Below are 24,349 nucleotides of genomic sequence, written 5' to 3'. Positions count from 1 at the left end.
CCGTACGGACTGCCGGAAGGGTGTTCCGTACGGATCGCCGGAAGGGTGCCCTGTGGCCGGGCGGTGTCAGCGCCCGGCCTGCTCGTACGGGGGCAGCGAGCGGACCGCGGCGGCGTCCAGCCGGGCGGTGACGACCAGGGTGCCCTCCTCGATCTGGTAGTCCAGCGGCAGGGACAGCGCGCGCATCGCGGCGACCATGCCGGTGTTGGACGCCTGGGTGACGGCGTAGACGCTCTCGCATCCGGTCTCGGCGGCGAGCGCCACCAGGCGGCCGAGCAGCTCGGAACCGATGCCCCGGCGCTGCCAGTCGTCCTCGACGAGGAGGGCCACCTCGGTCTCGTCGCCGTCCCAGAGCAGATGGCCGAGGGCGACCAGCCGGCCGGACGCCGTCTGCGCGGCCAGGGTGCGGCCGAACCGCGGACTCAGCAGGTGGTCGAGGTAGCGGTCGGCGTCGCGGACCGGGCCGTGGTAGCGCAGCCGCAACGTCTGCTCGGAGCAGCGGCCGTGCATCGCGCGGGCCGCCGGCAGGTCGTCGTGGTCCGCGCGGCGGACGGTGATCTCGTTGCCCTCGGGGAGGGTGAGGACGTCCTTGCCGCGCGGGACACGGGGGCCGAGCCGGGCATCGAGCTCGACCAGGGCGCGGGCCCGGGCGAACTCGGTCGGGGTGAACGGGAGGTGGGGGCGCTCGATGGTGAGGACGCCGCCGGACGGGTCGTGCAGTCGCATCACCGTCTCCTCCAGTACTCCCTCGACCGGTGCGGTCCCGCCGGCCGCGCGGCCGGCGACCGAGACGGCGGGCAGCGAGTGGATGGTGCAACGGCCGAGCAACTGACGTAGAGCCAGGGGGAGTTCGGCCGCGTCCAGGGCCGTGCGGGTGGCGAGGCACAGGACGCGTGTCGGGGCGTCCACCAGATCGTGCGCGTCGGCCCGCTCGATCCAGGTCGAGCTCCCACCGGCCGCGGAGACCGCCCGGCTCAGCTGCCGGGCCGGGAGCGGGGCGGGCGCGCGCAGCAGGAACTCGTCGACCGTGCCCCGCGACAGCGGGTGCGTCTGCAGGGTGAGGATGTCGACCCGGTGCCGGGCGAGCGCGCCGCACAGCGCCGCCAGACTGCCGGGGGCATCCCGCACGGTGGTGCGCATCCGCCACAGCACCGTGTCCTCGGCGGACGGGGCCGGTGCGGACACGGTCCCTTCGCCGACGGGCGCGCCCCCTTCGGCACCGGTGTCGGTGTCGATGCCGCCGATGGTGTGGAGGGAGGCTTCCGTCCCGCCCCCGTCGGGGCGGCCGGCACCGGCCGGAGGCGGTGCGTGGCTGTGCCGCCGTGCCCACCAGGTGTGGAAGCCGGCCGTCACCGCCAGTACCACGGCCGAGGCGACCAGCAGGAACGGCCCGTCCGGCTGGTGCCCGATCAGATTGGCGAGGGCGTCGGCCACCGCGACCGCGGTGAACAGCGCGGCCAGCTCGGTCACGTCCCGCCGCCAGTGGTGGGAGCGGCGGGCGGTCTTCGTGGAGGTCGCATCAGTCATGCATTCACTCTGACTGAGCGTTGTTGCCTGATCACGAACAGCCTGTGACCGATGGGTTAAGTGCGAATCTGATCCCTTTCCTGTCGTTTTCGGCCACTGTTGTCCCTGGTGGGAACCCCGTCCGTGCCGGCTCCGCCGCCCGCTCCGGACCGTCCACCGCGGCGGGCACGGTGCTCCGGAGCGCCGCCCGCCACGGTGTCCCGGGCCGTCACACCGTCACACCCGTTCCGCACTCCGTTCCCAGGCGTCCTTCAGACGTACCGCCTGACGCACCAGCTGCGACGTCCCGCCGCGCGCGGCCGTCCCGGCGAGCCCGGGTATCGGCCCGGTCCCCGTCGCGCCGCAGTGCTCGACGCACTCGGCGGCCACGGAGAGCAGGTCGCTCAGCCCGCGAGGCGCCTTCTCCTGTGCCAGCAGCACGGGCAGGACACCGGTCAGCACGGACAGCACCGTCCGGTACGCGCCGGTGGCGGCGGCGGTACGGGCGGAATCCGCGAGGCGGTTGGGCTTGATCAGACCGTGCCCGAGGAGCATCGCCAGCTGTTCGCCGAGCAGCGCCGGGTCGAGCTGCTGCCGGGTGGCGAGCATCAGCAGGGCGTCCACCGCAGTCAGCCGGTCCTCCGGGAACCGGGAACCCAGTCCGTACGCCGCCGTCAGATGAACGGCCTCGCCCGCGGGCGCGTCGAGTTCGGCGAGCAGCAGGAGCGGCCGGATCGTGTCCCGTATCTCGTCGGTCACACCGAGCACGATGTTCGGCAGCAGCCAGGCGGCCAGCGTCTCGGCGTCCTCGGGCAGGGTGGCGATCCAGTGCTCCGGGTGCTCCCCCCAGTGGTAGCAGAGCTGATGCGTCGGGGTCCGTTCCCGGCCCAGGCCGTGGAAGGAACGGGGGAACTCCTCCAGGACGAGCGGGCGTTCCCGGCCGGCCATCAGGGCGCGGTGCGACCGGATGACCGACTGTCCCACCCGGGCCCTGCTCTCCAGATCGAACCGGTACACCTGGGTGAGCGGCTCGTCGGCCCGCAGCCATGCCGCCAGCCGGTCGCCCTCGGGGGTGCCGAGCAGCGCGGCCGCTTCGGCGGCCTCGTGCTGATCGCCGCGCCGGACCCGAAGCAGGGCCTGGGCGAAGTCGGCCTCGCCGGGCCGGATGCCGAACTCCCGATACGTGCGCAGCCGCTCGACCAGCACGGCCGGCTCCAGCGAACCGGTGTGCCAGGTGGGGACGGCCAGCAGGAACGGGAGGCCGCCGGTCAGCATCGCGTGGGCCGCTTCCCACAGCCGTGCCTTCATGACCCCGTTCAGCGCGGCGTGGGGGCAGGTCCCGGCGGCGGTCCAGGCGGCGCGCTCCTCCTGCACGGCCCGTACCGACACCTGTCCGAACAACGCGGCCAGGACGGCCCTGAGACCCACCTCCGAGCGGAGCTGCCGCTCGGCCTGCGCCTGCGGCCCACCGCCGAGCCACCACTCACCCGTCAGCGCGTCACGCAACGCGTCGGTCAACGCCGCCCGGTCGGAGTGGGCGTGGCGCACCAGCCCGTCCAGCGCCCGCTCGAAGGCGGTGACGTCCGGTGTCGCCGACCTGACCAGGGTCGCCACCTCCTCGACCAGCTCGGGCAACGTCATGGGTGCCGGATCGAGGGGCTGCGGGGACGGCACCGGAGGCAGCAGCTCCTCGTACTTCGCCGTGCCGGGCTGCTCGGCCACCGGACCGCCGAACACCTCGGCCACCATCGTCCGGTGCGCCGGACCCAGCAACGCGGCGGACGCGGCGAGCCCCTCCCGCACCGGGGCCCCGGCGGCGGGCAGGTACCGGGCCAGGAGCTTCAACGCCCGCTCCTGGATGTCGATGTCCTCGTGCTCGAAGGCACCCCCGACGGCGGGCAGCAGCTCGTCGACCGCCGACGGATCGCGGCGCAGCACCTTGCCGAGCAGCACGAGCTGGGACCGGACCAGTTTCTTCTCGGTGCGGAACAGCACCGACTCCGAGACCTCCGCCAGGGTCCGCACGGAGAGCTCGCCGCGCCCGTCCAGCCGGGTGAGCACCCCCTGGGCGTGACCGGCCACGGTGGAGATGCCGTCCGCGGCCATTCCGGCCCAGTACGGGATCCGCTCCGCCTCCTCCTGATCGGTCAGGTCGAGCTCGCGCAGAACGGTCAGGAAGAAACGCATCTCGCTGGAGTTGCCGCCACGCAGCAGCCGGGCCACACAGCCGTCGACGACCACCGACCGCTCCAGCAGGCCCTCCTCGGCGAGCGCGGCCAGCGTGGCGCCCCACCGGCACGGGCTGTCCGGGTCGTCGCTCCAGGGCATCTCCGGGGGCAGTTCGGTCATCTCGAAGATCCGCGGCAGGAGATCGACCGTGTACGGATCGGCACGGAGCACCTCGACGAGAGGCGTTCTCCGCTGCCGCTGCCATTGCGCCCTCGACACCGCGCCGACCCAGCCCCGCACGAAACCCTCCGTCGTGGGCAGGGGGCACTGCGCCTTCTTCACCAGGGCGGAGATCAGCTCGTACGAGAGCTCCGCCGTCGCGGTCCGGGCCGCCAGCCGGTGCGCGACGTCACCGAGCCACTCCGGATCACGGTCCGCCAGGACCGCGAGGATCAGGGGGACGGGCGGGCGGTCCCAGCCGATCAGGTCCCGGCCGCCGAGCCAAGTGGCACATCCCGCGGAGCCCGTGTGGCAGCCCGCACCGGCCACCAGCAGGGCCCTGCGGACCTTGCCCTGCTTCTCCCAGCGCCAGCCCCGGACCTCCTTCCGGAGCGACTTCAGCTCGGCCAGCGCCGCCCTGCGCTCCGCCCGGTCCATCCCGGCCAGCAGGGGCGGCACGTGGTGCGCGGGCGATTCCCGTACGGCGGTGAGGAGCTCCTTCATCGCACACCCCCGGCGACCGGCGCACCGCGGCGGACCATCCGGACGGCCAGGGCGTGCTTGCACGGGCCCCGCCGCCCGCGGTAATCGGCCCACCACTGGCAGGTACAGCTCAGCATTCCGTCCTTCTCCCTCACCTGGTAACGGCGTTCTCCCGAGGCCACGGCGGCCACGTCCCCGTCGAGCACCACCGCGCCCGAACCGGCCAGCTCCCGCGCCGCCACCAGACGCGGATTGTGACGCTCGGCCCGGTCGGCGTCGTACGGCAGTTCGCGGTGGAAGTAGGCGGCGTCGGCGAGGTCGTAGCCGACCCGGCCCGCCGTGCCCAGCCGGGTGAGCGCGGCCCGTACCCGTTCCACCGTGAGACCGGACTGCTCCGCCAGATCGGCGGTGTCGATCCGGGGCTCCCAGGCCAGCAGCACCGAAACCAGCTCGGCGTCGGCCGCCGCGTCGTCGGTGGCCAGCGCGTCGAGCACCCCGCCCTCGCCCGAGAAACCGCGCGCGGCATCGGGCGAGAGCGTCAGGGTGAGACGCATGCCCGGCAGCACGACCTCCCAGGCGCTCGCGGTCGCCGCCCCGTCGGTGACCGGCCCGTACACCCGCAGCGACGTGGCATGGCGCAGTACCCGCTGCAGTGTGGCGAGCCGCTCGGGGCCCGGCAGGCACACCGCCCCCGCCACCGGCCGGGTCGTCGGCCGGAGCGTCTTCCCGGCGGGGATCACCCAGCGGGCGCCCCGCGAGGCGCTGCCCGACGAACGCGGCAGCGAACGCAGGAACCGGACGGCCTCGGCGGCCGACAGTTCGGCCCGCAGATCGAAACCGGCGGACAGCACCTGAGCCTCGGCGAAGCCGCGCAGCCACCGGTCGGGCAGCGGCACCTTCTTCTCCACGACCGGGCCGTCCAGCGTGGTGACGGCCATCTCGTCCGGGCCCACCCGCAGATGCAGCGGGTCGTCCCCGGACATCCGCGAGAGCGCCTCCCGCAGCGGGTTGTTGACGTCCACATTCGTGGTGCCGTGATCCGTCCGCTGACCGTCCAGGCCCTCTTGCAGCACGTCGAGGCGTGCGTACACACCGCAGCAGCCGGAGAACGACTCGAAGCGCAGCCGGTCGCCGTTGCCCGTCACCACCGGGTCGAGCGACGCGGGCAGCGTGCGCTGGTAGTAGCGCGTGGACGCCACGTCCGCCACGGCCAGCAGGCCCTGGGCCGCGATCCTCGGCGAGGTGAGGAACCCGGAGAAGAACCGGGGATGGAGCTCGGCGCCCCGCGGGGTGAGACCACCGGAGGTCTCCAGCCCGAGGAGCTGCCCCGCCTGCGAGGACTCCAGCGCGGACGGGCGTGCGTAGGCCAATGCCTGAACGGATCGGGTCATGGAAAAACCGTAGGACCCACCACTGACAATCGGCCCCCGGCCGTCACCGGGAGCCGATCGCCGGCGGGTTCACTGTCCGACGCGCCCCGGCCGCAGCACCTTGCTGAACAGCACCGCCCCGCCCTGCGCCCGCAGCCGCACGGTCAGTTCGCCGCTGTCGCCGTCGATGTCGACCTGCCCGAAGTACTGCGGCGACTCCATCGGCGACACGTTCGCCCGGTCGGGAGCCTGCACGAAGACCCGGTCGGGGCCGAACGTCGCATCGAGGGCGTTGGCCGGGAACTGACCTGCGGCCAGCGGCCCCGACACGAACTCCCAGAACGGCGCGAAGTCCTTGAACGCCGCGCGCTCGGGCGCGTAGTGCTGCGCCGACGTGTAGTGCACGTCGGCCGTCAGCCAGACCGTGCCGGTGATCCGCCGGTGCTTGATGAACCGCAGCAGCTCCGCGATCTGCAGCTCACGTCCGAGCGGGGCCCCCGGATCGCCCTGGGCGACCGCCTCGAAGTCCGTCGCGCCGTCGGTGACCACCAGCCCCAGCGGCATGTCCGCCGCGATCACCTTCCACACCGCGCGGGACCGGGAGAGCTCGTGCTTGAGCCACCTCAGCTGCTCGGCCCCGAGGATGCCCGTCGTGTCGTCGGCCTGCCGGCCGGGCGAGTTGGCGTTGCGGAAGGACCGCATGTCGAGGACGAACACGTCGAGCAGCGGACCGTGCCGCACCACCCGGTGCATCCGGCCGTCCCCGGACGGGCCGTGAAGCGTGGAAACGGGGAAGTACTCGCGGAACGCCCGCATCGAACGGGCCGCCAGCACGTCCACGTCCTTCTCGGAGTACCGGGCGTCGTCGAGGATCTGCCCGGGGTACCAGTTGTTGCGCACCTCGTGGTCGTCCCACTGGACGATCGAGGGCACCTGCGCGTTGAACTCGCGGAGGTTGCGGTCGAGCAGGTTGTAGCGGAAGTTCCCGCGGTACTCGGCGAGGGTCTCGGCGACCTTCGACTTCTCCTCGGTGGTGACGTTGCGCCAGACCCGCCCGTCGGGCAGCGTCACGCTCGGCTCGATGACACCGTCCGCGTAGATGTTGTCGCCGCTGCAGAGGAAGAAGTCCGGGTCCAGGCGGCGCATCTCGTCGTACACCACGTAGCCGCCGATGTCCGGATTGATGCCCCAGCCCTGCCCCGCGATGTCCCCCGACCACAGGAAGCGCACCCCGTCCCGGCGCCGGGCGGGCGCAGTCCGGAAGGTCCCCCGCACCGGCTTCCCGCTCCGGCGCGGGTCCTGGGGATCGACGAGCGTCACCCGGTAGTGCACCTGCTCGCCCGGCGGCAGCCCGTACAGCGGGGTCGTCCCCGTGAAGTCGCTGCCGGGACCGAGGAGCGGCCCGTGCCAGGTGCGCGCCCGCCGGAAGGACTCGGTCGCGGAGGTCTCCACGACCATCCGGGCCGGGCGGTCCGAGCGGACCCAGACCAGCGCGGAGGACGAGGTGACGTCGCCCACCTGCACACCCCACGCCGCGCGCGGCCGGCCGGAGAGCGCGAACGCGGGGGCCGAGGCGCCCACCACGGGGAGCGTGAGCGCGGCGGACGCGGCGAGCGAACCGCGCAGCACACTGCGGCGGTCGGGGGACGGAACACGGGGACGGTACGACATCGAGGCGCCTCCGGGGCACTGGTCGGTGGGCCTCGGGACCCGGACCGGACCGGGCACCGGACACACGACCGGCGCGATCCGGACAGGAGACCCCGAGGGCGGCTGGTCGGCCGGTGCCACCCTCGTGCCCGTCGGCGGCGCGCACGCCAACCTCAGGTGAACACCCGGTCCCGGCCCTCTGCGGTGTCCGGCCCGTCCGGGTCCCGCAGGGCCTCCGCCAGCAGCCGCACCCCCCGCTCGATCTCGGCGGGGGCCAGATGCGCGTAACCGAGGACCAGGCTCACCGCACGGCCTCCGGACGCGGCGGTCCCGGTGGCGGAGAGCGGCCGCAGGGCCACTCCGGCGCGGGCCGCACGCGCCAGGAGCACCGGCTCGGGGCCGTACCGGCCGGGCAGTTCGGCGATGATGTGGAGCCCTGCGGCGATCCCGCTCACCGCGGTGCCGGGGAAGCACTCCGCCAGCATCGACGTGAGCGTGTCCCGGCGCTCGCGGTAGGCGCGCTGGCAGCGGCGCAACTGCCGGTCGTAACCGCCCCCGGCGATGAAGTCGGCCAGGACCGCCTGGTCGACGGAGGGATTGCCCAGATCCATGGTCCGCTTGCGGGCGACGATCTCGTCCGTCATGTCCGCCGGCGCCAGGAGCCAGCCCAGCCGCAGCCCGGGAGCCAGAGACTTGCTCACCGAACCGGTGTACGCGACGTGCCGCGGATCGAGCCCCTGCAGCGCGCCGACGGGCGCACGGTCGTAACGGAAGTCGCCGTCGTAGTCGTCCTCCACGATCAGCCCGTCCACGGTGCGCGCCCAGTCCAGCAGCCGGCTGCGACGGGCGGCGGAGTAGGCGATCCCGGTGGGGAACTGGTGTGCGGGAGTGGTCACGACCGCGCGCACGCCCGAGCGCACGAGGGGCTCGACGGCCAGCCCCTCGTCGTCGAGCGGCAGACCGGTGGTGGCGAGCCCCGCGGAGGCGAACAGCGCGGAGTGCTCATGGCTCCCGGGATCCTCGACCCCGACGGTCCGCAGTCCGCGTCCGTGCAGGACGAACCCCAGCAGCGTCGTCGCCTGCGCCACGCCGGAGCACACCACCAGGCGCTCGGGATCGGCGACCACCCCGCGGCGCCGCGCCAGCAGGGCGGCCAGGGCCTCCCGCAGCACGGGCAGCCCCCGGGGATCGGGATAGCCGAGCGCGTCGTGCGGCAGCCGGCCGAGCACCGAGCGGTGCGCGGCGGCCCAGGCGGCACGCGGGAACAGCGACAGGTCCGGCGTGCCCGGCCGGAAGTCCACGCGTACGCCGGGCGCGCGCGGCGCGAGATCACGGACCTCCGGAGCGGCGGCCCGGACCGCTTCGCCCACCCAGGTGCCCGCCCCGCGCCCGCTGCGCAGATACCCCTCGGCGGTGAGCTGCTCGTACGCCTCGGTGACCAGACCGCGCGACACCCGCAGATCGGCCGCGAGCGCGCGGCTGGACGGCAGCCGTGTCCCCGGGACGAGCCGGCCCGAGCGCACGGCCTCGCGCAACGCCGACTGCAGCGCGCGACCGCGTCGACGGGCGGGCTCCTCGACGGCCGGGAGCAGCAACTCCCAGGCGGCGGAACCGACATCCGTACCAGCCGCGCGGTCCGACGGCGGATTGGTCCTCGAAGACGTCATGGAAGTGGACCTTAAACCGGACCGCCCGGCTGCCTAGCGTCGGTCCCATGAACGCCACTTCTCTGCGCGGCTCGCTTCTCGCGGCCTTCGCCTGCGTCCTCGTGGGCGCCTCCTTCACCGCCAACAGTGTTCTGGGGGACTATCCGTACGCGGGCGGCCAGGCGCTGCGCTACGGCCTCGCGGCACTGCTGCTCGTACCCGTGCTGGCCCGCGACGGCAGGGCCCGGACGACCACCGTGCTGCGCGCCCTCACCCCGCGCCAGTGGGGAAGGCTCGCCCTGCTGGCGGCCGTCGGCATGGTCGGCTTCAACCTGGCCGTCCTCGCCGCGGAACGATCCGCGGAACCCGCTGTTCCGGGGGTGTTCGTCGGCTGCGCCCCGATCCTGGTCGCCGTTCTCGTACCGCTGCTGGACGGCCGCAGGCCGACGCGCCCGGTGCTGTACGCGTCCGCGCTCGTCGCCGCCGGGGCCTTCACGGTGCAGGGCTGGGGCCGTACGGACCTGGCGGGCGTCCTCTGCTCGACCGGGGCCCTGGCGGGCGAGGTCGGCTTCGCGGTCATCGCCGTCCCGGTGCTGCGACCGCTCGGGCCGCGGCTGCTGTCCGCCACGGTGTGCGCCGTGGCCGCCGTCGAGTCGGCGCTGCTGGGCGTCGTCCTGGACGGCGGAGGCGTGCTGCGGATGCCCACGGCCGCGGAGGCCGTCGCGCTGGTGTGGCAGGCGGCGGTGGTCACCGTTGTCGGCTTCGTCTGCTGGTACATGGGCATGCAGCGCATCGGCGCCGAGCGGGCCACCCTCTTCTCCGGCCTGATCCCGGTGTCCGCCGCGCTCACCGCACCGCTGGTCGGCGCCGGTTCGTACGGCGTCGCGCAGGCCGGCGGCAGCCTCCTGGTCGGGCTCGGGGTCGCCCTCGGATCGGGCGTCCTGACCCGCGGAGCGGCGGGCGGGGCCGCCGGTGCGGACTCAGCGGCTGGTGTCGAGGATCACCCGGGACACGAGCGCGGGATCGTCGTTCATCGGCACGTGTCCGCACCCCGGAAGCCGGACCAGCCGGGCGTCGGGGATGACGCGCTTGGCCCTGACGCCCTGCCGGCGCAGCAGGATCCGGTCCCGGCCGCCCCAGGCGACGGTCACGGGCAGTCCCGGCACGTCGTCGGTGAACAGCGCGTCCCGGCCGGCGGCGAGCGTCTGGTGAAAGCCGGTCGCCTCGCGCAGGGCGACGGTCTCGGCGACGACGGCATCGGGTGAACGACGGCCGGGCCGGGCGTAGATGGTGCTGGTCAGTGTCGTGCGCCCGGCCGCGCTGCGCGACAGCCGCTCGATCAGCGGCATCGGCATCGACAGGGCGGCCCGCCGCATGGCCCGCAGCGTCGTGAACGCGTAGCGCCGCTCTCCCGGGGCCCAGAAACCCGCGGGCGACAGCGCCGTCACCGACCGGACGAGCTTTTCCCGGCCGAGCCCCAGCGCCAGCAGACCGCCGAGCGAGTTGCCCGCCACGTGCGGCCGGTCCACACCGATCGCCGAGCAGAACGCGCCGAGCACCGTGACCACGGTCGGCAAGTCGTACGGCAGGCCGTCGGGCAGTGCGGGGGAGAGGCCGAAGCCGGGGAGGTCCACGGCTATCACGTCCCGTTCCACGGCCAGGACGGGCAGCACCGGGTCCCAGGCCTGACGGTGATGGCCTATGCCGTGGAGCAGGAGCAACGGCTCGCCGGTGCCGGTCCGTTCGTACTCCACGGACACGGTCCGGGGTCCTTGTGGTGATTCGACACTGAACGAGACCGTGGTGGCCATGCGGTGCTCCCCGGGTGATCCGGCATGGAGGGGCCATGCCTGAAGGCGACTTAGACGTCTTGTCAACAACAATTACCGTTCGGTAGCCCGGGGTTCAAGGGGGTGGGCGATTCGCGCTGGACAGGGTGCGACGGGTCGGCTGGGATGGAGAGGTGACAGCCGAAACCGCGACCGACGTCTTCGAGGACCACCGCCCCGTGCTCACCGGGGTCGCCTACCGCATGCTGGGAAGGATCGCCGACGCCGAGGACGTGGTGCAGGAGGCATGGCTGCGCTGGTCGTCCGCGTCCCGCGAGGACGTGCGCGAACCACGTGCCTTCCTCGTCAGGATCGTCACCCGCCTGGCCATCGACCGGCTGCGACAGGTGCAGTCGCGCCGCGAGGCGTACGTCGGCCCGTGGCTTCCGGAGCCCGTGGTCACCGACTTCGGACCGGCCGTGCCCGACACGGCGGAACAGGCCGTTCTGGCCGACTCCGTGTCGATCGCCGTGCTCGTCGTCCTGGAGTCCCTCTCCCCGCTGGAACGGGCCGTCTTCGTGCTCCGCGAGGCGTTCGGCTTCCCGTACGCGGAGATCGCCACCGCCCTGGACCGGAGCGAGGCAGCGGTGCGCCAGCTCGCGGGGCGCGCACGGCGCCACGTCGAGGAGCGCAAACCCCGCTACGACGTCGACCCGGCACACCGCCGCGACCTCACGGAACGGTTCCTCGCCGCGGCGGCGGGCGGTGACATCGAGGGGCTGCTGGCCCTGCTCGCGCCCGATGTGCGGCTCGTCGGCGACAGTGGCGGGAAGTCCAGGGCCCCGCTGCGGGTCATCGAGAGCGCCGACAAGGTGGGCCGGTTCCTCGTCGGCATCGCCCACGACCCGGTGTCGGACTTCGACACCAGGCTCCTGGAACTCAACGGCGGGCCGGGCCTGCTGGTGCTCCTGGACGGAAAGGCCGACGCGGTCCTCCAGGTGGACATCAGGGACGGACTCGTCCAGTGCGTGTACATCGTGCGCAACCCCGACAAGGTCGCCCACCTCTCCGACGCCGCGACGCGGTAACGGAGCCGCCCCCGGCCCCGTCCGTCCGCCGCCCCGCCCGGTCGGCGCCGGTGCGACAGACCGTCCCACCGGCGCTTTTGTACGAAGCCCCACGCCCCGGCCGGCGTGGGGCTTCGTGCTGCGCCCGGCGCACGGCGTCACGAACATCCTGTGAACGCTCTGCGGCAGAGTCCCGTTCCGCTGTGTGACCGCCTGAGGATTGGTCTTGACCAAGGGGGTATCCCGTCCTATCGTCTCACCGTTAAGACAGGAACCTTTAATAAATAACGTCGCGGAAAAGCCGCTGGGCGATTGCGGAGGACAGGGTGGGGACCACGCAGCTGGAATCGGTGCAGGAGCCGAAGTACTGGCACCTCAAGACCGTGCTCAGTGAGGCACTCGACTCGGACTTTGCGGTGGGCGAGATCCTGCCCAACGAGCGTGAGCTCGCCGCCCGGTTCGGAGTCGCCCGAGCCACGCTCCGGCAGGCTCTGGAGCAGCTCGAACTCGAAGGAAGGCTCCAGCGCCGCCGCGGCGTCGGGACCACCGTCGCCCCGCCGCGCGTCGGGGTCGCCGTCTCCACCGCGCAGCGGGACTGGTCCGGCGGCGGCACGGCCGAGGCGTGGCAGCCCGTGGACTGCACGACGGCCGTCGCACCGGCGTCGGTGTCGGCCGCGCTCGACGTGGACGCCGAGGAGCCGGTACACATCGTGCGCCGGATCCGGGTGACCCACGGCCAGGCCGTCGCGGCGGAACTCCTCTACGTCCCGGCGTCGTCCGTGCCCGAACTCTCCGCGATCGACGCCCCCTCCGGCGCCGTCCGGGCCCGCGGCGTCCTGCGCGAACTGCACCGCCTCCGCCTCGAGGGCCAGGACCGGTCGGTGGAGCTCGGATCCGCACGGGTGGACGACGCCAAGGAACTCGACCGGCTTCCCGGCGCCCCCGTGCTCGTCGTCACCACCCGCTACCTCGCCGCGGGCGGCACCGCGGCGCTCTCCGTCGCCACGTACCGGGCGGACACCTGCCGGCTCACCTTCGGCGACTCGGGAGATCTGGAGATCAGCCACCACGCCCAGCAGCGCCAGGCGTCCTGAGCCCCGCCCGGGCCCGGGAACCCCCGGGTCCGGGAGCTTCGGGCGATCCGGACCCCGCCCAGGAACACCGGACGCCCCGAAGCCCGTCCGGGGACGGCAGCCCGCCCCGGGATTCCCGAGGCGGGTACCGGACTCCCGGACACCGGGTCTCTCACCGGTACGCCGACACGCACGGCCCGTCGCACTCAGCGGCGGGCCGTCACCGTTCCCTCCACCGCGAAGAGCTGCTCCTCCACATGGTCGAGAGCAAGCCGCAGCGCACCGGTGGCCACCGCCGCCTCCCCGAGCAGCGACAGCGTGACCCGGGGCGGCCGGAGGCAGTAGCGGGCCAGCTCGTGACGGAGCGGCTCCAGCACGTCGTCCAGCCCGGTGGCCCAGCCGCCCACCACCACCAGCTCCGGATCCAGCGCCAGCACCAGCGCCGCGACGTCGTGCACCAGGCGCTGGATGAACCGCTCGACCGCCGCCTGGGCCCGGAGGTCACCCTGGCGGGCCTTCGAGAACACATCGGCCACGGCGGGCTCGTCCAACGGATCCAGCGGCGTGCCCGTCGTGGACAGCAGCCGCTCCGGAGTGGCTTCGCGGCCCAGCAGATGCAGTGCGCCGATCTCGCCCGCCGCTCCGCCGAAGCCGCGGTGCAGACGCCCGCCGATCAGGGACCCGGCACCGGGGCTCAGCCCCGCCAGGACGAAGACGACGTCGTCGGACTCGACGGCGGCGCCCTTCCAGTGCTCCGCGACCGCCGCCGCGTTGGCGTCGTTCTCCACGAGGACGGGGCAGCGGAAGGACCGTCTCAGCCGCTCGCCCAGGGCCAGTCCTGTCCACCCCGGCAGCGCGGTGCCGAGCCGTACCGTCCCGTCGGCCTCCACGATGCCGGGACTGCCGACCCCCACCGCCCGCAGGCTGCTCCGGGCCACCCCCGTCCGCCGCAGCAGGTCGGCCACCACGGCCCTGACCTTGTCGAGCCGGTCGTCGGCACTCGCGGTCTCCGACACCTCGCGCGAGCCGGAGCCGATGATCCGGCCGTCCAGCCCGGACAGCAGGGCGGACACCCGGTGCGGGCCGATCTCGACGCCGAGCAGGTGCCCGGCCTCGGCCCGGAACCTGAACCGGCGGGCCGGCCGGCCCTGCCGCCGGGCCCCGGCCCCGTCGGGCACCGACTCGACGACCAGCCCGGCCTCGAAGAGCCCCTCCATCACACCCTCGACCGTCGGCCGGGACAGGCCCGTGATCCGGGTCAGGTCCGTGAGAGTGGGGGAGTCGGCACCCCGGAGAGCGTGCAGCACCACTGCGGAATTGATGCGCCGCAACAGTGACGGATCTCCACCGGTCAGCCGGCCCACGAGGTGTCCTCCCTGCTCGAGCGCATGTCAGGCGGATGGTACTCGCTGGCCGGGTGCGGGGCGACCGCGGGCCGTGACGGATTTCCCGGACGGGGCCGTCACCCCGGAGCGACGAACCCGGACTCGTAGGCCGCGATCACCGCCTGGGTGCGGTCCCGCGCCCCCAACTTGGTGAGCACGGCACTCACATGGGTCTTCACCGTCTCGACCCCGACCACGAGTCTGGCTGCGATCTCCGCGTTCGACAGACCGCGGGCCATCAGACGCAGGACGGCGGACTCCCGGTCGGTGAGCGCCGCCCGGTCCATGACCGCTCGCGCCTTGCTGGTGCCGTACTCGGCGGCGAGCTGCCGGACCGCCGCCGGGAACAGCAACGACTCGCCCTCGGCGACCAGACGCACCGCGTGCACGATCTCGGCGGGCCGGGAACGCTTGAGGAGGAAACCGTCCGCGCCGGCACGCAGCGCCTCATAGACGTACTCGTCGTTCTCGAAGGTGGTGACCACCAGGATCTTCGGCGGGTCCGGCACCGTGCGCAGCACCACCCGGGTGGCCTCGATGCCGTCCATCAGCGGCATTCTGACGTCCATGGCCACCACGTCGGGGCGCAGCTGATGCAGCAACGGGATCACGGCGGCACCGTCGCCCGCCTCGCCCACCACTTCGATGTCGGGCTGGGAGTCGAGAACCGCACGCAACCCCGCCCGGACAAGGGGTTCGTCGTCCACCAGAAGAACACGGATCGGCATCGGATCACCTCAGTCCGTTCAACGGAAGGCTCGCCCGCACCCGCCACTCGCCGCCGTGCGGACCCGTCTTCGCCTTCCCGCCCAGCAACGCGGCCCGTTCCCGGATTCCCCGCAACCCGCTCCCCCCGCCCGGTTTGTGTGTCGTGCCCGTGAGCGGATTGGTGACCTCCAGCTCCAACCGCCCGTTCGTGATGCTGATCCGCACCCGGATGGAAACCGCCCCCGAGTGACGCAGCACGTTGGTGAGGGACTCCTGAAGGATGCGGTATCCCTCGCGCGAGACGGACCCCGGCAACTGCTCCAGCGGGCCGGACACGTCCGCGTCGACCTCCGCGCCCGAGCTGCGCGCGGAGTTCAGCAGTCGGTCAGCCTCCACCAGCGTCGGTTGTTGACCCACCGGCCCTCCCGACTCGCGCAGCACCCGCAGGACCCGCTCCAGGTCGTCGAGCGCGTCACGGCCGGTCTCCTCGATCGCGGTCAGCGCCCGCTCGGTGAACTCCGGGTTCTGCGCCGCCCGGGCCGCTCCCGCCTGCACGACCGCGACCGTCAACGCGTGCCCGATCGAGTCGTGCAGCTCACGGGCGATGCGATTGCGCTCCAACAACTGCTCCGTACGCTCCTCCAACGCGGTCAGCCGCTGCACCGGCGAGAGGCCGAGGAACCACCGGGCGGCCGCGGTGATCGACCGGCCGCTCACCACGACGAGGGCGAGCAGAACCAGCAGGGGAACAGGAACGACCAGGGCGTACCACCAGTGCGACTCCACCCCGGGGACCAGCCAGTCGCCGCTCGGGCGGGATCCGGACGCGGCCATGGCGAGGTCGACCGCGGTCGCGGGCAGCCACACACTGGCCATCCCCACGGCAGCGGCGAACACCAGCCGTATCTCCAGCCATGCCACGGTTCTCCAGCGATCCGCCCAGGTGGTCGCGGGGCTCGCGGCTATCGAGGCATCGGGCCTGCCCCGCTCGCCGGGGGTGAGCAGAAGCTGTGCCTGGACCCCCTCGGCGAGCCGCATCCCGGGCAGCAGCCCGACCGGAACAGCGAAGAGCAAGGGCGCCCACGGCGTGTCCGGTGAGATGAACATCCACACGCTGCAGACCGCACCCGGGATGACGATGTGGAGCCATCGGGTGTAGGTCACGGACGAGGCGAGCGGGCGGAGAAGACGGAACATGCCGCCATCGTGTCAGCCCGCGCCGCCGGGCGGCTCCCCCGAGCGAGGGAGATCATCCCCACTCGCGGGGGAGGCGGGGCCCGGGGCACGAACGCGAGGCTGAGGGCATGACCAACATCGACGTCCAGCAACTCACCAAGGAATACGGCGTGAACCGCGCCGTGGACGACCTCACGTTCAGCGTGGGGCCCGGACGCGTCACCGGTTTCCTCGGCCCCAACGGCGCGGGCAAGTCCACCACCATGCGACTCGTTCTCGGCCTCGACCGGCCCACCGCCGGCAGGGCCACGATCGGCGGGCGGCCCTACACCACGCTCGACAACCCGCTGCGCCGCGTGGGCGCACTGCTCGACGCCCAGGCCGCCCACGGCTCGCGCACCGCCCGGAACCACCTGCTGGCCCTCGCCGTCAGCAACGGCCTGGGTGCGCGCAGGGTCGAGGAGGTTCTGGAGGAGGCGGGCCTCAGTGAGGTCGGCGGGGCACGTATCAAGACCTTCTCGCTCGGCATGCGCCAGCGGCTGGGCATAGCCGCCGCCCTGCTGGGCGATCCGGAGGTCGTGATGCTCGACGAGCCTTCGAACGGTCTGGACCCGGAAGGCATCATCTGGATCCGGGAGTTGATGAAGAGACTCGCCCGGGAGGGCCGGACGGTCCTGGTCTCCAGCCACCTGATGAACGAGACCTCGTCGTTCGCCGACCACCTGGTGGTGCTCGGCCGGGGCCGGCTCCTCGCCGACCTGCCGATGCGGGAATTCCTGGAGTCCCGCAGCCGGCCCCGGGTGCGGGTGCGCACGACCGAACCCACCCGGCTGCGCGACATATTGCTCCGCAAGGGGTACGAACCGACGCGGGACGGTGACGGCCGCTGGACCGTGGAGGGCGCGAAGGCCGGGGAGATCGGCGCGCTGGCCGCAGCCGAGGGCATCGCCGTTCTCGAACTCGCCGACGAGCAGGTCACGTTGGAACAGGCCTACCTCGACCTCACCGCCGATGCCACGGAATTCGCATCGACGTCCACCTCGAACACCGACCCTCGGGAGAACTGACCATGTCGACCGTCGCAGTGCTGCACTCCGAGTGGATCAAGATCAGATCGGTGCGGTCCGTCGCCGGATCGCTGGCCGCGATCCTTCTCGTGACACTCTCCATCACCGTGCTGGCCTTCGCCACCGTGGGCCAGGCCGAGGCGGACAACCTCGGCGCCGACCCGGTCTTCAACGCCTTCTACGCGCTGAACTTCGGCCAGATCGCGGCCATCAGCTTCGGCGCGACCGCGATCTCGTCCGAGTACCTCAACGGCGCTCTGCGCATATCGCTCGCCGCCGTGCCGCGCCGCAACCTCTTCTACACCGTCAAGATCGCGCTCATCGGAACGACGGCACTCGCCGTCGGCCTGGTCACCAGCCTCGGCTCCTTCCTGGTGGGCCAGATGTTCATGGGCGAGTACGCGATCGGCCTCGGCGAGCCGGGTGCCCTGCGAGCGGTCGTCGGAGGCGGGACGTATCTGGCCCTGATGGCTCTGTTCGCCGCCGGACTGGCGGTGGTGCTGCGCAGCGCGGTCGCCGTGCTCAGCCTGCTCATCCCGTTCATACTCATCGTCTCCTTCGTGGTCGGAGACGTCGCGGGCAGCGTTGCGCAGTATCTGCCCGACCGCGCGGGACAGTTGGTGCTCCACCAGAACCCCGAGGGCGATCTCGGAGCGTGGGGCGGGCTCGCGGTGGCGGCGGCCTGGGCGGCGGTCGCGGTGCTGGCCGGCTGGTGGGCGATCAGACGGCGGGACGCATGACCCGCCGCCGTGCCCTTCCCCCGCGGAACACCGTGCGGCCGAAGGCCCCTGGGCGCCGGGGGCAGGGCTCAGGGGCCTTCGGCGGGAAGGGGCCGGGGCTCGTCGTGGTCGACGGCGGCGCGGAGGCGTGCGTACTCCTCCGCCATGGCCGGGGTGGTCCAATGGGCGTTCAGACCACTGGGGTTGGGCAGGGCCCAGACGCGGGCGCCGCCGATGGTGTGGTCCTGCGGACCGATCCGGGCGGTCCGCCGGTTGAAGGCGGTGCGGTACGCCGTGACTCCCACGACCGCCAGCCACCGCGGTCGCAACCGCTCGACCTTGGCCGCCAGGATCCGGCCGCCCTCGCGGAACTCCTCGGCGGACAGCTCGTCCGCCCGGGCGGTGGCCCGGGCGACCACGTTGGTGATGCCGAGCCCGTAGTGCAGCAGCTCGGCCTGCTCGGCCGGTTTCAGCTGACGGGGGGTGAAGCCGGACCGATGGAGGACGGGCCAGAAACGGTTGCCGGGATGGGCGAAGTGGTGGCCCGTGGCACCGGTCGTCAGACTCGGGTTGATCCCGCAGAACAGCACGCGCAGACCGCCCGCGACCACATCGGGAACGGTGTGGTCGCGGGCGGCACGGAGCTCTTCGGGGGTCATCCGGCTGCGGGCGTGGCCGTCACAGGATGGAGCCCGGCGTATACGTGGCAGCCTCGGGGTGCTGCTCGACGATCTCCTCGATGCGGGAGACCAGGGAGGCGACCTGGTCGCCGGCGGCTCCGGTGAAGGAGAGCTTGTCGGCCATCAACGCGTCCAGCTCCGCGCGGTCCAGCGGAATGCGCTCGTCGGCGGCCAGCTTGTCGAGCAGTTCGTTGCGCTCGGCGCCCTGCTCGCGCATGGCCAGTGCCGAGGCGACCGCGTGCTCCTTGATCGCCTCGTGGGCGACCTCACGGCCGACCCCCGCACGCACCGCGCCCATCAGAACCTTGGTGGTGGCGAGGAACGGCAGGTAGCGGTCCAGTTCACGGGCCACGACGGCCGGGAACGCCCCGAACTCGTCGAGCACCGTCAGGAAGGTCTCCAGCAGACCGTCGAACGCGAAGAAGGCGTCCGGGAGCGCCACCCGGCGGACCACGGAACACGAGACGTCGCCCTCGTTCCACTGGTCGCCCGCCAGCTCGCCGGTCATCGACGCGTAGCCGCGCAGGATCACCATCAGGCCGTTGACACGCTCGCAGGAGCGGGTGTTCATCTTGTGCGGCATCGCGGACGAGCCGACCTGGCCCGGCTTGAAGCCCTCGGTCACCAGCTCGTGCCCGGCCATGAGACGGATCGTCTTCGCGACGGACGAGGGCGCAGCGGCCAGCTGGACCAGGGCGGTCACCACGTCGTAGTCGAGGGAACGGGGGTAGACCTGACCGACCGAGGTGAAGGCCTGGGTGAAGCCGAGGTGCGAGGCGATGCGCTGTTCGAGGTCGGCGAGCTTGCCGGCGTCGCCGCCCAGCAGGTCGAGCATGTCCTGCGCGGTGCCCACGGGGCCCTTGATGCCGCGCAGCGGGTAGCGGCCCAGCAGGTCCTCCAGCCGCCCGTACGCCACCAGGAGCTCGTCCGCGGCCGTCGCGAAGCGCTTGCCGAGCGTGGTCGCCTGCGCCGCGACGTTGTGGGAGCGCCCGGCCATGACCAGCTCGCGGTACTCGCCCGCCAGCTTGCCGAGCCTGGCCAGAACCGCCACCGTGCGGTCGCGCATCAGCTCCAGGGAGAGCCGGATCTGAAGCTGCTCGACGTTCTCGGTGAGGTCCCGGGAGGTCATGCCCTTGTGGACCTGCTCGTGGCCGGCGAGGGCGTTGAACTCCTCGATCCGGGCCTTGACGTCGTGGCGGGTCACCTTCTCGCGCTCGGCGATCGAGGCCAGGTCGACCTGGTCGACGACACGCTCGTAGTCGGCGAGCGCGGCGTCCGGCACCTCGATCCCGAGGTCCTTCTGAGCGCGCAGCACCGCCAGCCACAGCCGGCGCTCCAGCTTCACCTTCTGCTCGGGGGACCAGAGGACGGCCAGCTCCGTGGAGGCATAGCGGCCGGCCAGGACATTGGGGATGCGAGGCTTCGCAGACACAGCAGTCACGTGTCCGGATTCTACTGGCGATTTGTGCAGGCCAGCGCCGCGGTCCGGTTTGTGGGTTGCTACGAGAGGCGATCCGCGTCCACCCGGCGCCACCCCGCCACCGGGCCGGGGGCGCGGGTGTCCTGGGGGGTGACCCAGAAGGCTCTGCCCAGTTCGGGGCTGTACTGGGCGCCCGTCCGGCCGTCGCCGGACGAGCGGCCGGTCAGCCGGCGGCCGATCCACGGCATCAGGTGTTCACGGGCGAAACGAAGGTCGTCGACGCGTCGCCTCGCCCACTTCGGCGGCACCGCGGCCGGCAGCGGGGTCCGCCAGTCGCCCTCCGGCGGCAGCCCCAGCGTCTGCCAGACGGCCTCGGCGACCCGGCGGTGCCCGTCGGCCGTCAGATGCAGCCGGTCCACGTCCCACAGCCGGGGATCGCCCAGGACCGGAGCCCCGTACAGGTCGACGACCACCGCCCCGTGCCGGGCCGCCAGCGTGTCGACCAGGGAGAACAGCTCCTCCATCCGCGGCCGGAAACGCTCCATCACCGGGCCGTTCCGGCCGGGACTCCGCATGAGCACGAGCTTCTCGCAGGAGGGGGCGAGGCGCTCCACGGCCGCTTCGAGCCGATCCCGGACCATGCCCATGTCGCACTTGGGGCGCAGGGTGTCGTTGAGCCCGCCGACCAGCGTGACGACATCCGCGCGCATGGCCACGGCCGCGTCGACCTGCTCGTCGACGATCTGGCCGATCAGCTTGCCCCGCACGGCGAGATTCGCGTAGCGGAACCCCGGGGCGCGGGCGGCGAGCCGTCCGGCGAGGACGTCGGCCCAGCCGCGGTAGGAACCGTCGGGCAGCAGGTCCGACATGCCCTCGGTGAACGAGTCGCCGACCGCGACGAGACTGTTGTAGGAGGCATTCATTTCCATGGCGATGCGATCGTATCGCGGTGGCTCCGGCCCCTCTCCGAGTTCTCGGTCACCCGCGGCCCCGGGCCGGAACGGACCCGGGCCGGAACGGACCCGGGCCGGTGACGCCCCGCCGGGGGCGTCACCGGCCCGTTCGAGCGGGGGTGACCGGAACGCTGGTTCAGCGGGCCTTGGGGCGGCCCACCAGCTCGCGGAGCACGTCCTCCATGGTGACCATTCCGGCCAGCCGGTCGTCCTCGTCGAGGACCGCCGCCAGGTGCGTACGACTGCGCCGCAGCGCGGTCAGTACGTCGTCGAGCGGGGTGTCGGCCCGGACCCGGGCGATCGGCCGCATCGCCGTCACCGGGAACGGGACGTCGCGCGGCACGGCGTCGAGGGCGTCCTTCACATGGAGGTAGCCCAGGGTCCGTTCCTCGCCGTCCATCACGGGGAAGCGCGAGAAGCCGGTCTCGTACGAGAGGCGTTCCAACTGCTCCGGCGTGGTGCCGACCCTGGCGTACACGACGCGGTCCACCGGCATCACCACGTCCCGCACCGGGCGGCGGCCCAGTTCGAGGGCGTGGTGCAGCCGCTCGGCAGAGCGGTCGTCGACCAGTCCTGCGTCACCGGCGTCCTTCACCAGCCGGGCCAGTTCGTCGTCGGAGAACGTCGCCGCCACCTCGTCCTTCGCCTCGACGCGCAGGATCTTGAGCAAGGTGTTGGCGAAGGCGTTGATCGTGAAGATCACCGGGCGCAGCGCCCTGGCGAGCGTCACCAGCGGCGGTCCCAGCAGCAGCGCGGCACGCACGGGCTCGGCCAGGGCGATGTTCTTCGGCACCATCTCGCCGAGCAGCATGTGCAGATACGTCGCCACGGACAGCGCGATCACGAACGAGATCGGATGGATCAGTCCGTGCGGCACCCCCACCGCGTCGAAGACGGGCTCCAGCAGGTGTGCGATGGCCGGCTCGGCGACGATGCCGAGCACCAGCGTGCACAGTGTGATGCCCAGCTGCGCCGCCGCGAGCAGCGCCGATACGTGTTCGAGGCCCCAGACGACACTCCGCGCCCGCCGGTTCCCGGCCTCGGCCTCGGGCTCGATCTGGCTTCGGCGCACGGAGATCAGGGCGAACTCCGCGCCGACGAAGAAGGCGTTGACCACCAGGGTCAGCAGTCCGATGAGGAGCTGGACGGCGATCATCGTTCGTCCTCCGTCCGCTCGTCGTCATGGGGCAGCGGCGCGTGCAGCAGGGCCCGCGCGGCACGGCGCCCGGACGCGTCGACCACGTCGATCCGCCAGCCCGCCAACTCGACCGAATCACCCACGGCGGGAATGCGGCCCACCTCGGTGGCGACCACTCCGGCGAGGGTCTCGTACGGTCCGTCGGGCACCCGCAGCCCGATCGTCCTCAGCTGGTCGACGCGCGCGGCGCCGTCGGCCGACCACAGGGTCCGCCCGTCGGCGTCCTCGCCTGCCGGTGCGAGGTCCGGCGTCTCGTGCGGATCGTGTTCGTCGCGCACCTCGCCGACCACCTCCTCGACGATGTCCTCCAGCGTCGCGACCCCGGCCGTGCCGCCGTACTCGTCGATGACGACGGCCATCGTGAGCTTGCCGGACAACCGGTCCAGGAGCCGGTCCACGGTGAGGGTCTCCGGTACGAGCAGGGGCTCGCGCAGCATCTCCGAGACGCGTGTACGGGGCCGTTGTTCGGCGGGGATCGCCAGTACGTCCTTGATGTGCGCGACACCGATGACGGTGTCGAGGTTGCCGCGGTAGACGGGGAAGCGGGACAGGCCGGTCGCCCGGGTGGCGTTCGCCACGTCCTCGGCGGTCGCCTGCGCGTCGAGGGCGGTGACCTGGACCCGGGGGGTCATCACGTTCTCCGCCGTGAGCTCCGACAGGTTGAGGGTGCGGACGAACAGCTCCGCGGTGTCCGCCTCCAGTGCGCCCTCCTTCGCGCTGTGCCGTGCCAGCGCGGCCAGCTCCTGGGGGCTGCGCGCCGACGCGAGCTCCTCGGCCGGTTCCAGACCGAAGCGGCGCACGATCCGGTTCGCGGTGTTGTTGAGGTGGCTGATGAAGGGCCGGAAGACCGCGGTGAAGGCCCGCTGGGGAGTGGCCACGGTCTTCGCCACGGCCAGCGGGGAGGAGATCGCCCAGTTCTTCGGGACCAGCTCGCCGACGATCATCAGGAAGACGGTGGACAGCGCGGTTCCCAGGACGAGGGCCACGGAGGACGCCAGGCTCGGGGACAGTCCGATGGCCTCCATCGGGCCGCGGATCAGCTTCGCGATGGACGGTTCGGAGAGCATGCCGACCACCAGGTTGGTGACGGTGATGCCGAGCTGGGCTCCGGAGAGCTGGAAGGTGAGGCTGCGAACGGCCTTCATGGCGCTCGCCGCACCGCGTTCGCCCTGTTCGACGGCCCGTTCCAGCTGTCCGCGCTCGACCGTCGTCAGCGAGAACTCCGCCGCGACGAAGGCGCCGCAGGCAAGCGAGAGCAGGACCGCCACGAGCAGAAGGAGCACTTCGGTCATCGGTTCACCTCCGTCCCATGATCGGGCAGGGGCAGGAGGATCGCTCGGTGCCTGTGGCAGCGGCTACTGGGAGGCTCGCCCATGGAAGGACGCTCACACCTTTCGGAAGGGGCGGACAGAAGAACACCCATAGTAAAGGATCGGCAAAGTCGACCACTCTTTCGGTGATCGTCTCACTCCGTGAGCGGTTTCACCCAGCGTCGCCAGTGATCCTCGCGGTGGTAGCCGACCGCGGCCCACGCGTGATGCGCCCGTTCGTTGGCCTCCAGGACCATGGCGTCGACGCGGCGCCCGCCCAGAGCGGCGAACCTCTGCTCCGCCGCCGTCATCAGTGCGGCGGCGATGCCCTGTCGGCGTGCTTCGGGATGTACGGCCAGGCGGTAGGCGGAACACCGCCAGCCGTCGAAACCCGCTATGACCGTTCCGACGAGCCGTCCGTCCCGCTCCGCCAGGAGCAGGGCCTCGGGGTCCCTCGAAATCAGTCGGGCCACCCCGTCGTGGTCGTCGCTGATGCTCGTCCCCTCCGCCGCCTCGCGCCAGAAGTCCAGTACGGCGTCGATGTCCGGGAGGCCGGCATGGCGGATGCGGAGGTCGTTTCGGTGATCGTCCATCCGGCGAGCCAAGCAGAGCGCCGGTCCGTTCGGCGAACGGTTTGTGCCGGGGCCGGGACCGAAGTCGGGGCCTGGGGTGAGGGTGAGGGTGATGCCCTTGTCAGTAGGCGGAGTTGACGTTGTCGATGGAGCCGTAGCGGTCGGCGGCGTAGTTGGCGGCCGCGGTGATGTTGGCGACGGGGTCGGTG

At 72.4% G+C, this 24,349-nt stretch carries 19 protein-coding genes and 2 pseudogenes; 5 read left to right on the top strand and 16 right to left on the bottom strand.

All coding sequences use genetic code 11. The features are described 5' to 3' along the window. Positions 1-66 precede the first annotated feature (66 nt). From ABZZ04_RS34340 to ABZZ04_RS34320, 5 genes are all read right to left on the bottom strand, one after another. Positions 67-1,527, bottom strand: coding sequence for a GNAT family N-acetyltransferase (locus tag ABZZ04_RS34340; RefSeq protein ID WP_356936144.1), 1,461 nt, complete (start codon positions 1,525-1,527; stop codon positions 67-69). A 216-nt stretch (positions 1,528-1,743) separates the two neighbouring features. Further along, positions 1,744-4,398, bottom strand: a complete 2,655-nt coding sequence (locus ABZZ04_RS34335; RefSeq protein ID WP_356936143.1) for a DUF6493 family protein — start codon at positions 4,396-4,398, stop codon at positions 1,744-1,746. Further along, on the bottom strand, positions 4,395-5,768 hold the full coding sequence (locus tag ABZZ04_RS34330; protein ID WP_356936142.1) for an SWIM zinc finger family protein: 1,374 nt from the start codon (positions 5,766-5,768) through the stop codon (positions 4,395-4,397). Before ABZZ04_RS34330 ends, ABZZ04_RS34335 begins: the two co-directional genes overlap by 4 nt. Positions 5,769-5,837: 69 nt before the next feature. Next, entirely contained in the window at positions 5,838-7,418 is a 1,581-nt protein-coding gene (locus ABZZ04_RS34325) for an alkaline phosphatase D family protein (protein WP_356936141.1), read from the bottom strand. Between the two features lie 152 nt (positions 7,419-7,570). Next, positions 7,571-9,064 (bottom strand): PLP-dependent aminotransferase family protein, encoded by a 1,494-nt coding sequence (locus ABZZ04_RS34320; protein ID WP_356936140.1) that lies wholly within the window; start codon positions 9,062-9,064, stop codon positions 7,571-7,573. Positions 9,065-9,111: 47 nt separating this feature from the next. On the opposite strand from ABZZ04_RS34320, the pseudogene ABZZ04_RS34315 reads away from it, so the two are divergent. Next, positions 9,112-9,960, top strand: a pseudogene (locus ABZZ04_RS34315) (DMT family transporter); the annotation flags it as partial. Positions 9,961-10,023: 63 nt separating this feature from the next. On the opposite strand, the gene ABZZ04_RS34310 reads toward ABZZ04_RS34315, so the two are convergent. Further along, positions 10,024-10,854 (bottom strand): alpha/beta fold hydrolase, encoded by an 831-nt coding sequence (locus tag ABZZ04_RS34310; RefSeq protein ID WP_356936139.1) that lies wholly within the window; start codon positions 10,852-10,854, stop codon positions 10,024-10,026. Positions 10,855-11,006: 152 nt separating this feature from the next. On the opposite strand from ABZZ04_RS34310, the gene sigJ reads away from it, so the two are divergent. Next, positions 11,007-11,900 carry an RNA polymerase sigma factor SigJ gene (gene sigJ, locus ABZZ04_RS34305; protein ID WP_356936138.1) on the top strand — a complete coding sequence of 298 codons (894 nt, stop codon included), beginning with the start codon at positions 11,007-11,009 and terminating at the stop codon, positions 11,898-11,900. Between the two features lie 305 nt (positions 11,901-12,205). Continuing rightward, positions 12,206-12,973, top strand: a complete 768-nt coding sequence (locus ABZZ04_RS34300) for a GntR family transcriptional regulator (protein WP_356936137.1) — start codon at positions 12,206-12,208, stop codon at positions 12,971-12,973. 185 nt (positions 12,974-13,158) lie between these two features. Here ABZZ04_RS34300 and ABZZ04_RS34295 read toward each other — a convergent pair whose 3' ends face one another. From ABZZ04_RS34295 to ABZZ04_RS34285, 3 genes are all read right to left on the bottom strand, one after another. Next, positions 13,159-14,316 (bottom strand): ROK family transcriptional regulator, encoded by a 1,158-nt coding sequence (locus ABZZ04_RS34295; RefSeq protein WP_356936136.1) that lies wholly within the window; start codon positions 14,314-14,316, stop codon positions 13,159-13,161. Positions 14,317-14,414: 98 nt separating this feature from the next. Beyond that, positions 14,415-15,065, bottom strand: a complete 651-nt coding sequence (locus tag ABZZ04_RS34290; RefSeq protein ID WP_356936135.1) for a response regulator transcription factor — start codon at positions 15,063-15,065, stop codon at positions 14,415-14,417. Between the two features lie 4 nt (positions 15,066-15,069). After that, positions 15,070-16,242 carry a sensor histidine kinase gene (locus tag ABZZ04_RS34285; RefSeq protein ID WP_356936134.1) on the bottom strand — a complete coding sequence of 391 codons (1,173 nt, stop codon included), beginning with the start codon at positions 16,240-16,242 and terminating at the stop codon, positions 15,070-15,072. Positions 16,243-16,349: 107 nt separating this feature from the next. Between ABZZ04_RS34285 and ABZZ04_RS34280 the strand changes: the two genes are divergently transcribed. Then, on the top strand, positions 16,350-17,288 hold the full coding sequence (locus ABZZ04_RS34280) for an ATP-binding cassette domain-containing protein (protein ID WP_356936133.1): 939 nt from the start codon (positions 16,350-16,352) through the stop codon (positions 17,286-17,288). A gap of 2 nt (positions 17,289-17,290) precedes the next feature. Next, a complete protein-coding gene (locus ABZZ04_RS34275) occupies positions 17,291-18,028 on the top strand; it encodes an ABC transporter permease (RefSeq protein ID WP_356936132.1) in 738 nt (245 codons plus the stop codon). Positions 18,029-18,096: 68 nt separating this feature from the next. Here ABZZ04_RS34275 and mug read toward each other — a convergent pair whose 3' ends face one another. The 7 genes and pseudogenes from mug to ABZZ04_RS34240 form a co-directional block, all read right to left on the bottom strand. Continuing rightward, complete coding sequence (gene mug / locus ABZZ04_RS34270; RefSeq protein ID WP_356936131.1) at positions 18,097-18,666, bottom strand: G/U mismatch-specific DNA glycosylase; 570 nt, start codon at positions 18,664-18,666, stop codon at positions 18,097-18,099. A 19-nt stretch (positions 18,667-18,685) separates the two neighbouring features. Then, a complete protein-coding gene (purB, locus tag ABZZ04_RS34265; RefSeq protein ID WP_356936130.1) occupies positions 18,686-20,128 on the bottom strand; it encodes an adenylosuccinate lyase in 1,443 nt (480 codons plus the stop codon). 59 nt (positions 20,129-20,187) lie between these two features. Continuing rightward, the gene (locus ABZZ04_RS34260; protein WP_356936129.1) at positions 20,188-21,036 is read right to left on the bottom strand and encodes an SGNH/GDSL hydrolase family protein; all 849 of its coding nucleotides are present in this window, start codon (positions 21,034-21,036) and stop codon (positions 20,188-20,190) included. A 160-nt stretch (positions 21,037-21,196) separates the two neighbouring features. Continuing rightward, positions 21,197-22,216, bottom strand: coding sequence for a hemolysin family protein (locus tag ABZZ04_RS34255; protein ID WP_356936128.1), 1,020 nt, complete (start codon positions 22,214-22,216; stop codon positions 21,197-21,199). Beyond that, positions 22,213-23,550, bottom strand: a complete 1,338-nt coding sequence (locus ABZZ04_RS34250) for a hemolysin family protein (protein WP_356936127.1) — start codon at positions 23,548-23,550, stop codon at positions 22,213-22,215. Before ABZZ04_RS34250 ends, ABZZ04_RS34255 begins: the two co-directional genes overlap by 4 nt. Before the next feature lie 173 nt (positions 23,551-23,723). Next, positions 23,724-24,161, bottom strand: a complete 438-nt coding sequence (locus ABZZ04_RS34245) for a GNAT family N-acetyltransferase (protein ID WP_356936126.1) — start codon at positions 24,159-24,161, stop codon at positions 23,724-23,726. Positions 24,162-24,261: 100 nt separating this feature from the next. Next, a pseudogene (locus ABZZ04_RS34240) lies at positions 24,262-24,349 on the bottom strand (lytic transglycosylase); the annotation flags it as partial.

It is taken from the genome of Streptomyces sp. NPDC006435, from assembly GCF_040612315.1.
GTDB lineage: Bacteria > Actinomycetota > Actinomycetes > Streptomycetales > Streptomycetaceae > Streptomyces.
Note: the sequence above shows the minus strand (reverse complement) of the source record. Positions and strands in the feature narration are given on the sequence as shown.